Raw genomic sequence first — 12,938 nt, 5'->3', positions numbered from 1 at the left:
CATCGTGATTTGAGAAGTCGAATCAAATAAAAGCTGTTATACAGTACTGTTTATTCGTTTTAATTATGGAGGAAATTTAATAAGTGAATGCCCTTTGTCCGTTTTTTATTTTCCGACAAAATACAAAAAACTGTATCTTTGCAAACCATTACAAACACTGATCAAACTAACAATTTGGCAGGATTGAAATCAAAAAAAATCGAATGAAAATAAAACAAATCCTTGCTCTACTTGAAGAAATGGCACCACTAGGCTATGCCGAAGATTTCGACAATGTAGGCTTATTGGTTGGTGACCAAGATGCTGAAGCCACTGGTGTTTTGGTTTGTCACGACGCCTTAGAAAATGTAATTACAGAAGCCATCAATAAAAATTGCAATTTGGTTGTTTGCTTTCACCCCATTCTTTTTTCGGGGATTAAAAAAATTACCGGTAAAAATTATGTTGAAAAAGCGATTCTAAAAGCGATTAAAAACGACATTGCCATTTATGCTGTTCATACCGCTTTAGACAATCATCCTGAAGGAGTAAATCAAATCTTTTGTAATGCCTTGGGCTTATCGAACACTAAAATATTGGTTCCCAAACAAAACTATATTCGCAAATTAGTTACCTACACAATACGAGAAAATGCAGATGCCGTTCGAAACGCTTTGTTTCAAGCGGGCGCAGGAAGCATTGGCAATTATGATAATTGCAGTTTTAATTCAGAAGGCACTTTCACCTACCAAGGCAACGAAAATAGCAATCCCGTAGTAGGACAAAAAGGTGTTTTATCAACAGGAACCGAAACCAAAATAGAGGTTGTTTTTGAAAAACATTTGCAGTCAAAAGTTTTAAAAGCATTATTTACTACTCATATTTACGAAGAAGTAGCTTATGAAATTTATGATTTACAAAATAATTATCAAAAAATTGGACTAGGAATGGTTGGTGAACTAGAAGAATCTATGGAAGAATCTTCCTTTTTGCATTTTGTAAAAGAAAAAATGCAAGCAGAAGGCATTCGGCATTCATCATTTTTGGGTCGTCCCATCAAAAAAGTAGCCGTTTTGGGTGGAGCTGGAAGTTTTGCTATTTCACAGGCCATACAAGCTGGAGCTGATGCCTATTTGACCGCAGATTTAAAATATCATCAGTTTTATGAAGCAGAAAATCGAATACTTTTAGCAGATATCGGACATTTTGAAAGCGAACGTTATACAAAAAATTATATTGTTGAGTATCTTCGAAAAAAAATCCTTAATTTTGCACCCGTCTCGCTACCAAGCGGAATCATTTTATCAGAAGAAAATACAAATCCAGTTAAGTACTTATAGAATATGGCTACTACGAAAGAATTAAGTGTTGAAGAAAAGTTAAGAGCAATCTACGATTTACAACTTATTGACTCAAGAATTGACGAAATTAGAAACGTAAGAGGAGAGCTTCCTTTAGAGGTAGAAGATTTAGAAGACGAAGTGGCAGGTTTAAGCACTCGTACCGAAAAATTAAAAGCCGATCTTGAGGTTATCGAAGACATGATCAAAGTAAAGAAAAATGCCATCGATGAGCACAAAGAAGCGATTAAAAAATACACCAAACAACAAGAAACGGTTCGTAACAACCGTGAATTCAACTCTTTGACTAAAGAAGTAGAGTTTCAAGAATTAGAAATTCAATTGGCTGAAAAGCAAATCAAAGAAATGAAAGCTTCTATTGAGCACAAAAAAGAAGTAATCACCAATTCTAGAGAAAAATTAGAAGCAAAAACTTCTCATTTAAAACATAAAAAATCAGAGTTAGAAGCTATTATGGCAGAAACTCAAAAAGAAGAAGAGTTTTTAACTCAAAAATCAGCGGAGTTCCAAGCAACAATTGAAGAACGATTGTTGACGGCTTACACCAGAATCAGAACAAGTGTTCGCAACGGATTAGCAGTAGTTTCTATCGAAAGAGGAGCGTCTGCAGGTTCATTCTTCACTATTCCACCACAAACTCAGGTTGAGATTGCTGCAAGAAAGAAAATCATTATCGATGAACATTCAGGAAGAATTTTGGTTGACAGTGTTCTTGCCGAGGAAGAAAGAGAAAAAATGGAACAATTGTTTTCAACACTATAAATTATGACAAGCCTCCTTCTGGGAGGCTTTTTTGATATGAAAAAAACCGCTCGCTCTCTTTATATCAAATCTATTGGTTTATCCTTAAATCTTTTGAGTATCGCTTTTCCTAAGAAAGCAACAAGTTTTGCTTACGGACTTTTTAGCGAGCCGCGTTCAGGGAAATTAAACCCAACCCAACTCCCAAAAATCCTTCAAAAAGCACAATCCGAACAGATAACACATGGGGATTCATTTTTTCAAACCTATACTTGGAAAGGAAATGATACGGTTATTCTATTGGTACATGGCTGGGAAAGTAACGCCGCACGCTGGGAAAACTTACTCCCCTTTTTGAAAAAATCAGGCAGTACTATCGTCGCAATGGATGCTCCGGCGCATGGCTTATCAAGCGGAAAAGAATTTAGTATTCCGCAATATGCCGAATTTATCCATATTGCCGTTCAAAAATTCAAGCCAAATTATCTTATTGGACACTCCATTGGCGGACAAACATGTCTCTATTATCAATCCTTATATCAAAACGATGCCATTGAAAAGATAGTAATTCTAGGCTCGCCGAGTGATTTCAATATCATACTTTCGAATTTTGTTACTTTGTTACAACTCAATACAACCATTGCTCAAAATATCGAAAACCATTATTTGAATCATTTCCAATTGGATATTCATGAATTTTCGAGTCGACTGTTTGCCGAAACAATCAATACTAAGGGTTTTATCGCACACGATACAGAAGATATTGTGGTAAAAATCGATGAAGCTAAAAAAATTGCTAGTACTTGGAAAAATGCAGTTTTATTAGAAACTAAAGGATTAGGACACAGCATGCATGACGCTCATTTATACCAAAAAGTGAGTCAGTTTTTATTTGATTAAGATAAAAAACACACTTTACACCACTTTATGAAGAACATTTCAAAATAAAGTATCGTAATAAGTATCCCAAACTGCTATTCAATTTTGTATTTTTGCACTATGGAAGAAAATCTAAAACGGCTCAATAAATTCATTGGAGAAACGGGATATTGTTCTCGTCGTGAAGCCGATAAATTAATCGAAGAAGGTCGCGTAACTATTAATGGCGTGGTTCCAGAAATGGGAACTAAAGTGTCTCCACAAGATGAAGTACGCATCGATGGAAAATTAATTGTTGAAAAACACGAAAAACCAGTGTACTTAGCCTTTAATAAACCCGTTGGCATTGAGTGTACCACCAACCTAGAAGTTCGCAACAACATCGTAGATTACATTAATTACCCTAAGCGTATTTTCCCAATTGGTCGATTGGACAAAGCCAGTGAAGGCCTAATTTTCATGACCAATGATGGGGATATTGTAAACAAAATTTTGCGTGCAAGAAACAACCACGAAAAAGAATATACTGTAACGGTAAACAAACCCATAACGGATCGTTTTATAGAAAGAATGAGGAATGGTGTTCCAATCTTAGATACAGTTACTAGAAAGTGTAAAGTAGAGCAAATTAGCAAATACATTTTCAAGATCATTTTGACCCAAGGATTGAATCGTCAAATTCGTAGAATGTGTGAATACTTAGGCTATGAGGTAACCGCTTTGAAGCGTATCCGAATTATCAATATTTCTCTAGACATTCCTGTAGGACGTTACCGAGATTTGACCGATGCCGAAATCAAAGAGCTCAACACGCTAATCGAACCTTCAAGTAAAACAGAAGAAGCTAGCTTACCCAAAACAGAAGCAACACATCGGAAAACAGATTTTGTTCGAAGAGAAAATTCAAAATTTAGAAGAAAATAACACACCACTAAGGCCGTTCGCGAGAACAGCCTTTTTTGTTTGTATTCAAAAATTATTTATCAAAAACAGATGTGATTATAAAACATTGAACTTGTGTCGAATTAGCAATAATTAGAACTACTCGGATAAGATCTTAAAACTGTTTGATTAAGCTAAAGTATTCAACACTTTTTTTCAATTTGTACAACGGAAGTGTTACCATTAATTCTTTGACTTTTTCTTCGTCAACACCTTTAAAAATAAGTACTGCACCATTTTTAGTTTGTCTTAAAAACAAACTTTCTAATATGCCTTCTGCTTTCCACTTTGCAACAACTTCTTGTTCGTGTTTAATTATTTCTTGAAAATTACTTGGAATATTTTCCATATCCAAAGTTAAAATTGCTTGAATTCTGTTTTCTGCTTTTGGGGTCCCTGATTGTTCCATTTTGTTTGAATTAGATTGTGAAAAAATTGTATTTGAAAAAAGTAAAATTACGAATAGTATTGAAAATTGTAAGTGTTTGATTTTCATTATTTAAAAAAACTATTGTTCTAAAAATGGATAATCGATATAGCCTTCCTCTTTTCCACCATACATTGTGGCTCTATCAGGTTGATTAAGTGGTGCATTTAGCTCAAAACGTTTTGGCAAGTCGGGATTCGCTAAAAATAATGCCCCGTAAGAAATCAATTTTGCAATTCCCTTCTCTAAAGCCGCTTCGCCAGTTTCTTTAGTATAGCCACAATTCGCAATTATTGTATGCTGCGTTAGTACTCCAAAAGTTTCAACTGAATTTGTAGGATATTCTGGGAATTTATCGGCTGGAAAAGGAACGTTCATAATGTGAATATAAGCCAAAGGCATTTTATCAAGTTCGCTAACGAGTAAGCTAAATTGTTCAATTGGATTTTGATGAACAATATTATTATAAGTACTTGTTGGCGATATACGAATGGCTACTTTATTGGCTCCAATAGCAGCAATTAGTTCTTGCATTATTTCTAAAACAAAACGATTACGATTTTCATTAGTTCCGCCATATTCATCTGTTCTTTGATTAGCACTTGCTGCTAAAAATTGATCAGGCAAATAGCCAAATGCCGCATGTAATTCGACACCATCAAAACCTGCTTCAATAGCATTAATGGCTGCTTGTTTATAATCTTGAACAATGATTTTTACTTCGTCTACGCTTAATACACTTGGCGTTTCATAATCTTTCATTCCTTCCAATGTGAAATGTTGCTGTCCTTCAATTGCCAAAGCAGAAGCAGAAACCGGCTGCGCTCCATTTTTTACTAATGAATGCCCAACACGTCCTGTATGCCAAAGTTGAGCATAAATAACACCTCCTTTTTCATGTACGGCATGGGTAACTTTTTTCCAAGCAGTAATTTGTTCATCGGTATAAAGGCCAGGGGTAAGCGGGCTTCCAATCGCTTGTTTAGAAATATTTATGGCTTCGCTAATGATTAATCCTGCACTTGCACGCTGTGTATAATACAAAAGAGTAGCATCTCCTACGATTCCGTCCACATTAGCACGACTTCTTGTCATTGGTGCCATTACCATTCTATTTTTAAGGGTGTTATTCCCCAGTTTTATTGGTTCAAATAATATCATTTTCACTTATATTAAAAATTAAGTTGCAAATTTATGCTCAATACTTTACTTTTGCAAGTAGTTACACAAATATACAGTAGTAACTTAAAGTAAAGCATTTAATAAAATCAATATGTCATGGAAGAAAATAATTCAATAATTTCTAATAAAACTTGCAGTTTAAAAGAAGTTTTAGATATTATAGGCGGAAAATGGGCAATGCCAATCATTTATCACTTATCAAAAGGCAAAATGCGCTTTAAAGAAATAGAAAGAACTGTAGATGGAATTAATACAAGAATGTTAGTCAAAGAATTGAAAAACATGGAAACTAATGGTATTATAACCCGAGAGGTATTTGCGACCGTCCCTCCTACGGTTGAATATGCATTAACCATTAAAGGCGAAAAATTATTACCTAGTATTACGTCGTTATACAATTGGGGGCTAGAGTTTTCAATATAAAAAATTGTCTTGTTACTTTTTCGATACCCAAATTAAAACATTTCGCCAACTTATCCATTAAGTAAATCAATAAAGTCCACTTATCTAAAACGAACAGCCAGCTTATTCAAAAAGAAGACATTAGTTTAAGAAAAGAGGAGATTATTAAATAGAAAACCCAAGAGGAGTGTGTTGGGTTTTCTGTCTATTCTATTTTGATTTATTTTAAACTATAATTGTGTTCTTTCTTTTTTTTAACCAAAAAATTATTCCAAGAAATACCATCAAAATTAAAAGATTTGGCTCACTCATTTGTTGGACTTCCTCGTCAAGATCTAATGATTTATTACTCGCTAAAACTTGCTGCTGTTTTTTCTTTAAAATCTTTTTTTGTGCTTCATTTTCTACCACCAAATAAGAAGTAACAGGTGTCATTATTTTTGACATAAAACTATACTTTATCAAATTAAGCCATTCCTTGTCAGATGTTTCTGGGTGCAAAATCTGAGAATACCACTTCCCTTGCAATAACAACCCTGATTGCCAATTTTTTGGTTTAATTTCATTGGGCTCAATATCAAAAACATCTCTTTTTAAAACAATACTTGCTTGATTATTTTGTGGCAAATAAAACGTATGGTTACCCGTTTTATATTCAAAAACGTTTTGATCAAATCTAAATGTAGTGTTATCTTCAAGACGTCTCCTTGGATTAGACATTAAAGAATGGGGTTCGAGTTCGGCATTTTCGTTAAGATTAAAAAAGAAATCGCTCTCTGGAAAAGTAAATTTCATATCTGAAAAATCTTTATCAAAAATTGCTTCTTGCATATTTTTTGTCACTACAATGCAAACAGGATAAGTATTTTTTTCTGCTTTATAGTTTTTAAACAATACAGTCCTTATGGCTCGATCCAAATAAAAACCGCCTTCAAATTCTTGCTTGATATAGGTCTGTTTCCAATCATCTTGCAACGAAACGTTAGTAACATAACTGTTCACAAAAGACACTTGTGCATTTTCAGCTAACCTTGGATTACTTTTCAATAATGTCGTTATTCTATTCTTAAATTGGTTTGAAAACTTTTTCTTATTTAAAGAAGCGTCTACCAAAAAATGAAAGTATGGTTTACGCCTAATCTGTTTTAAGGCTTTCTTTTGATTTGCTGACAAATAAACGACAGGATCCGTTGCTTTGAATGCCAAAACATTAGCTGTTTTATTTGCACCAAGTTGTACAGTTTTACTATCAATTGTAAAAGGAAATGGTTCTTTATGCAAAATTTCGATGCCCATTTTTCTAACTTCATTTTTTGCGAATGGAAAAACCTTAACTGCCACTTTATTTCCATTGAGATAATACAAAATACCTGGATCTCTGTTTTCATTTTTGATGTTTGAAAAAACCCACAAAGCAGATTTTTTTTCAGCCAAAATCCCCATTTCTTTTTTTTTTCCTACATACAAATAATAGTCGGATATCCAAGAACCTTCTGGTAAATCAATAGTTGTTGCAAATTCTGAAAACCAATTACTATCACTATAATTGGTAATTTCTAAATCAATCCAGCTTTTCCAAGCCTGCTGTTTTTTATAAAAAGTGCTTTTGGAAATAATATTGGTAATCTTTACATTCTCATCCTTACTATTATCCGCTCTAACTTGAGTTGGAACTGTTCCAAAAAACACATTTTCAATAACATTTATTTTCGAATCAGATAGAGTTAGATTATCCAAAACCAACCAATTAAAATAGGTTGACAAATAGGGTGTTTGCTTCCCAAAAATAAACATATCGCGTCTTTCTTTTTGTTGCTTAATGGTACGAAGTGTTTGTTTTAATGCGACTTTATCAATTGAATAGGATTGTGAATAATCGGGACTATACAGATAATCAAGTGATTCATTTACAACACTTTTATCCATAAGATAAGAAAAAGTGATTAAAGTGGGGAGCACTAAACAACTCAAAAAGGATATTGCTAAAATTTTACGTTTAGAAAAGTAGCGCTTTAGAAAAACAAAATCTTTGTAGAGTTCCTTACTATGTAATACAAAAAGGAGCAAGGGCGTTAGCATTAAAAAACCTGAACCAAACGCTATTACTGCAACCACTGAAACAGGTAAAAAAGGAAGAAAAACAAGAAAAAAGTAGCACGTATATACAAAAGTTAGGCTTCTTGCAATGAAAAGAAATACTCTATATTTTTTACTTTCTAAGTTAGGTAAACAAATAAAGACACCATTCAATATTGCTAGTATATAAAACCAATAATTAGAAAAGTCTCCAAAAATTCCCAATTTGTCAGAATCCAACTTACCAAATAGACCTCCATTATTTACTAGTAAACCTATAAAGGGTAGTAAAATTGAAATTGGTATTTTCCATACTAATTGATATTTATGCCAAACACTACCCCTTTTAGTAACTAGAACAAACACCGCTCGAGTAACAAAAAAAAGAAAAACTAATGTGCAAACAATAATTAAAATTAGCAAAGCGTGTAATTCAAAAGTATTACCTATTGGTTTCCAAAGCGGCAAAACAACTTGAATGAATAAATACCCCGCTATTGGGATAATCAATGCTATTACAAAATTTATTAAAGGACTGTGTTCTTTAGTATCAGAGGTAAAATGATACACTAAAATAAATAAAGAATAAGCAAGTGTAGGCATCAAAAAAGTACCAACATATACCATACTATTCCCTGAGATCATCCATTGTGGAATACTAAGTGGAAAAATTTTGTCAATATGCCAACTATATAAGTATAGGAATGGGATATAAAGCAACAAAGCAATAAATCCATACCAAAATGATACGCTTTGTTTCTTACTCGTTAGATACAGAGCGTATCCAAAATTAAGCAACCCTAATATACCCAAAGTCCAACCAAACACTGTCCATAAATAAAGGCTTTCTTTATTTAATAAACTTTTAAAAATAGTAAATTCTCCTGCAAAAAAGACAAACAAGACAACAATGGGAAATGTATTAATAACAAAAATCCATTTAGGATTAAGCACGTTTTTCATAGATAATTTTGTTTTTTAAGTAATCGTTCCAATAGGATATAAATAAGAATCAAAAAAAATAAATTGGTTACTATTCCAATAGTTTCATGCACTATTTCAATACTTTTTTGTGATAAAAAATGTGTAACTTGATTTTGCAAAACAATCGAAACAAATATTCTAGAAGCATTAACAAAAATTGTTACAACATAAGCCAAAAGTAATGCCGCTGGAATAATTACTATTCTTTGCTTAATCAAGTTTATATTTTTAAAAGCTACGATGGCAAACATTGAAAAACATAAAAGCAAAAAATTAAATCCAGAACATGATTTGTTGATGATAAAATTTAAATCATCATAATAAAATCCCTTATCAGCGAAGTAAACCGATTTTGAGCTTATTAACAGTCCAACCAATGTATCGGTTGGGCGAAGTAAAAAAAACAAATCATTAGTATCAGCAATTGTATAACCGAATTTCAATACTAAAAAAAGCAGTATAGTGGTCAAATAGTAATAAATATTTTTGGGTATTGTCATGTCATTTTGATATAAGTTAACTCAACAAAGTTTAATGAGTTTTGGAAAAAAAGCGACTTTCAATAGATAAATTTCACCTCTACTCTGCCAGTGATTCATAATACAAAACCTTAGATAAAAAGGGTTCGTTTTTTTGCTGATGGATAAAGCCTTTTCTATACACTTCTTCATCAGTAGCGCCGATTTTTTTGGCTAAGAAATAGTTTGCTCTTGCTTCATCATTATAATTCAAGCTACATAAAAAGGTAGGCTCCACTCCTTTCCCCACCGAAATATTGTAGACTGTAATTAGATTTCCCCAATTGATACAAGCACACAATACGATGGTTCCATAAAAATACCAGGCCATTTGATTGAAAAGATAGGCATTGGTCTTTTGTCGAGTAATCTTGATGAAAGTATATCCCAAGCCAATAAATGCCAAAATCAAGAAGGCATGCACACCCAATCGTTTGTATGTCAAACCAAAAAAGGCAACATATTCTGAATTCTTGATAATCGTACTTATGATTAATACAGCATTCAAAACAATCCAAATTTTTGCCAAACGCTTCAGATTAATAGCTTTTCTATCAAAATTGAAACCACCTTTGAAGTAAAATAGTAAAACACCAACCGCCATAATCGTTGAAAAAATAACAGCATTCACTCTTTCATGCGTTGCTTTGCTCAAAGTACTACTTGCTGTTTCTTCAAAAAATTGTTCATAGTTGTAGGTGACTATAAAAACCAAAAGCATAACGTTAAGCAAGCATAAAGTGATTTCGCCACTTTTTCTTTCAAAATCCAAATCCAAAAAAGAAAAGGTGGGTTGGTTGACCTTTTCGGCAATAACGAAGTCATTAGCCAATTTTTTATTAACTTCATAAGACATTTCGGGAACCCAATAGTTCCAGAAAGTAAAGGATACATAAAACCCAATCAATACTATTAAAAGCAGTTCAAAAATATCCAAATCTAAAGTGTAGTCTGTAAAAAGTGCAGAAAAATGGTCGCTACCAAAAGAATATACAACAAAAAACAGCAACAAAAACACTAGTGGAATCATTACATAGGCAATCAGTTTTTTGGCAAAATCATTTTTTAATTCTCGTTTAGGCAACCATTGTCCAAACAAAAAAGGCCGACCTAAAGAAGTAAATCCATTTATTATAATCAAAGGAATTACCTGAATCAATTTCAACTCGACCAATTGTGTCCTCAATTGTAAAATAGCAATGGATAAAAAAAGTGCTAAAAAAGAAGCAAAATCGCCATACCAAGCAAACGACAAACAAGATAAAACTGAAGTAAACACTAGCCACCAATGTGATTTGTTTACGAACTGATTTTTAAAGAAATAAACAATCATTGCCGTTAGAAACAAACCAAAAATAGCAAGGTTCAAACCAACAGACTGATTGTAAAAAAGCAAGGTAAAAACAAAGCTTGAGACAAAAATGAAATGGTGTTTTTTCATGATTTAAAATTTAAAAGTACTTTGTATTTCAAAGTGATTAGACAAAAAAATAGTTATTTAGTTTTCAATAATTTTTCAAGACTTTTGAGATGTTGTTCAAAGGCAACACGCCCTTTATTCGTTACTCGATACGAAGTTTTTGGTTTCTTACCTACAAATTCCTTTTTAACCTCAATATATTCCACTTTTTCTAAAGCGCTAGAATGACTGGCTAAATTTCCATCGGTTATATCCAAAAGTGATTTCATTTCAGTAAAATCAACCCAATCGTTAACCATCAAAATAGACATAATGCCCAATCTGACGCGACTCTCGAAATCTTTATTTAGTTTATCAATAATTCCCATCGATGGTTATTTATATTTTTTAAATAATAATAAACCATAGAAAATGTGCAATATACCGAAACCGAGAATCCAAAATACTAAACCATATCCTAAAAAGAATAAAGCAACACTTCCTAAAATCACCTCTGAAAATCCAAGGAATTTGATATCTGAGTAAGTGTATTTCTCTGCATTTAACAATGCTAAGCCATAAAAAATCAAGGTGCTAGGCGCTACCAAAATAAACATCTGATGATAAACAAGTGCAAAACAAAATACAGCTCCAACAAATAAAGGAATTGCTAAATTAAAAAGCATATTTTTTGTAGCTGATGTCCAGATTGGCAACTTTAATTTTTTACTTTTTCTAACCGTGAAAAAAATACCAAAAGCCAAGGCAAAGAACAAAATAACAAAAGCGGTAAGAATTAATTCTGCGATTAAATTAGTGGAATACAAATGATGATTGTCTTCAAAATACTCGATTCCATTAGCTTTAAACAATTGATAAACATATAAACCACCTATTAAGGCAGACAACCCAGCAAAAACGCCAGACAAACCGCTTAAAGAAATAAAACGGGAAGAACGCTCCATCATGGAACGGATATGCAATAAATCTTCTTGATGCTTTTCAGTCATAACAAAAGTACTTTGAAATACAAAGTTATTAAAATAATTCAAAAACTACTCATTTATTTTAATTAATTCCAAAAAAAAGCCACTTAATAAAAAGTGGCCAACCATAAATTTTAAAAAATCTTATTTCAATCTCATTTTTCTCGCTAATAATGTATTCTGCAACAGCATCGCAATGGTCATTGGTCCCACACCACCCGGAACTGGAGTGATGAATGATGATTTTTTGCTTACACCATCAAAATCAACATCACCAGTAATTACATAGCCTTTTGGGTGTGCAGCATCAGCCACACGAGTAATTCCCACGTCGATTACTACTACTCCATCTTTTACCATGTCTGCCTTCAAATAATTAGGAACTCCTAAAGCGGTGATAATGATATCCGCATTCTTAGTAAATTCTTCAATGTTTTTGGTTCTACTATGGGTTAACGTAACCGTTGAATCACCTGGATTTCCTTTACGGCTCATCAAAATACTCATTGGTCGACCCACAATATGACTTCTGCCAATAACCACAGTATGTTTGCCTACAGTATCTACATTATAACGTTTTAATAATTGCATGATTCCGAAAGGAGTGGCTGGAATAAAAGTATCCATATCTAGAGCCATTTTTCCGAAATTAGTAGGGTGAAAACCATCTACGTCTTTGTCGGGATCAATCGCTAATAGGATTTTTTCTTCATTGATATGTTTAGGCAACGGTAACTGAACAATAAAACCATCTAAGTTATCATCTTCGTTTAACTCCTTGATCTTGGCTAACAATTCGTCCTCGGTAATGGTTTCAGGTAAACTCACCAAAGTAGAATCGAAACCAATTTGCTGACAAGAACGCACTTTACTCCCAACATAGGTTAAACTCGCTCCGTCATTTCCAACAATTACAGCAGCCAAATGAGGCACTTTCTCCCCATTCTCTTTCATTTGTTGCACTTCAATGGCGATCTCTTTCTTGATATCCTCTGATGTTTTTTTTCCGTCTAATACTTGCATGTTGTGTATTTAAATTTAGTTATGTTTGGTTTTGGTTGA

13 protein-coding genes are annotated in these 12,938 nt (G+C 33.0%); 5 read left to right on the top strand and 8 right to left on the bottom strand.

Annotated features, from left to right (window positions below; all coding sequences use genetic code 11):
* The first annotated feature begins 203 nt into the window (after nt 1-203).
* The 4 genes from FLB_RS02310 (at nt 204) to rluF (ending at nt 3,884) form a co-directional block, all read left to right on the top strand.
* Nucleotides 204-1,319 (top strand): Nif3-like dinuclear metal center hexameric protein, encoded by a 1,116-nt coding sequence (locus tag FLB_RS02310; protein WP_064714354.1) that lies wholly within the window; start codon nt 204-206, stop codon nt 1,317-1,319.
* 3 nt (nt 1,320-1,322) lie between these two features.
* Entirely contained in the window at nt 1,323-2,102 is a 780-nt protein-coding gene (locus tag FLB_RS02305; protein WP_064714353.1) for a zinc ribbon domain-containing protein, read from the top strand.
* Between the two features lie 3 nt (nt 2,103-2,105).
* Nucleotides 2,106-2,981: an alpha/beta fold hydrolase gene (locus tag FLB_RS02300; protein ID WP_231891033.1), complete on the top strand. Its 876-nt coding sequence runs from the start codon at nt 2,106-2,108 to the stop codon at nt 2,979-2,981.
* Nucleotides 2,982-3,080: 99 nt separating this feature from the next.
* A complete protein-coding gene (rluF, locus tag FLB_RS02295; protein ID WP_064714351.1) occupies nt 3,081-3,884 on the top strand; it encodes a 23S rRNA pseudouridine(2604) synthase RluF in 804 nt (267 codons plus the stop codon).
* Between the two features lie 133 nt (nt 3,885-4,017).
* Here the strand turns inward: rluF and FLB_RS02290 are convergent, their stop codons facing one another.
* Together FLB_RS02290 and FLB_RS02285 are read right to left on the bottom strand one after the other, a co-directional pair.
* A complete protein-coding gene (locus FLB_RS02290) occupies nt 4,018-4,311 on the bottom strand; it encodes a hypothetical protein (RefSeq protein WP_157490518.1) in 294 nt (97 codons plus the stop codon).
* Between the two features lie 99 nt (nt 4,312-4,410).
* On the bottom strand, nt 4,411-5,490 hold the full coding sequence (locus tag FLB_RS02285; RefSeq protein ID WP_064714349.1) for an alkene reductase: 1,080 nt from the start codon (nt 5,488-5,490) through the stop codon (nt 4,411-4,413).
* Nucleotides 5,491-5,607: 117 nt separating this feature from the next.
* On the opposite strand from FLB_RS02285, the gene FLB_RS02280 reads away from it, so the two are divergent.
* The gene (locus tag FLB_RS02280; protein WP_064714348.1) at nt 5,608-5,934 is read left to right on the top strand and encodes a winged helix-turn-helix transcriptional regulator; all 327 of its coding nucleotides are present in this window, start codon (nt 5,608-5,610) and stop codon (nt 5,932-5,934) included.
* 204 nt (nt 5,935-6,138) lie between these two features.
* On the opposite strand, the gene FLB_RS02275 is transcribed toward FLB_RS02280, so the two are convergent.
* The 6 genes from FLB_RS02275 to FLB_RS02250 all read right to left on the bottom strand — a co-directional run bounded on the left by FLB_RS02275 (nt 6,139) and on the right by FLB_RS02250 (nt 12,899).
* Complete coding sequence (locus FLB_RS02275) at nt 6,139-8,952, bottom strand: MSEP-CTERM sorting domain-containing protein (protein ID WP_064714347.1); 2,814 nt, start codon at nt 8,950-8,952, stop codon at nt 6,139-6,141.
* Complete coding sequence (xrtK, locus tag FLB_RS02270; RefSeq protein WP_064714346.1) at nt 8,949-9,473, bottom strand: exosortase K; 525 nt, start codon at nt 9,471-9,473, stop codon at nt 8,949-8,951. Before xrtK ends, FLB_RS02275 begins: the two co-directional genes overlap by 4 nt.
* 79 nt (nt 9,474-9,552) lie before the next feature.
* Nucleotides 9,553-10,932, bottom strand: coding sequence for a DUF4173 domain-containing protein (locus tag FLB_RS02265; protein WP_064714345.1), 1,380 nt, complete (start codon nt 10,930-10,932; stop codon nt 9,553-9,555).
* Nucleotides 10,933-10,985: 53 nt separating this feature from the next.
* Nucleotides 10,986-11,279 carry a winged helix-turn-helix domain-containing protein gene (locus tag FLB_RS02260; protein ID WP_064714344.1) on the bottom strand — a complete coding sequence of 98 codons (294 nt, stop codon included), beginning with the start codon at nt 11,277-11,279 and terminating at the stop codon, nt 10,986-10,988.
* Nucleotides 11,280-11,285: 6 nt separating this feature from the next.
* Nucleotides 11,286-11,900 (bottom strand): hypothetical protein, encoded by a 615-nt coding sequence (locus FLB_RS02255; RefSeq protein WP_064714343.1) that lies wholly within the window; start codon nt 11,898-11,900, stop codon nt 11,286-11,288.
* A 120-nt stretch (nt 11,901-12,020) separates the two neighbouring features.
* Nucleotides 12,021-12,899, bottom strand: a complete 879-nt coding sequence (locus FLB_RS02250; protein WP_064714342.1) for a bifunctional 5,10-methylenetetrahydrofolate dehydrogenase/5,10-methenyltetrahydrofolate cyclohydrolase — start codon at nt 12,897-12,899, stop codon at nt 12,021-12,023.
* Between the last annotated feature and the right edge of the window lie 39 nt (nt 12,900-12,938).

Source organism: Flavobacterium succinicans (assembly GCF_001662485.1).
GTDB classification, from domain to species: Bacteria; Bacteroidota; Bacteroidia; order Flavobacteriales; family Flavobacteriaceae; genus Flavobacterium; species Flavobacterium succinicans_A.
This window is presented reverse-complemented; position numbering and strand designations above follow the sequence as displayed.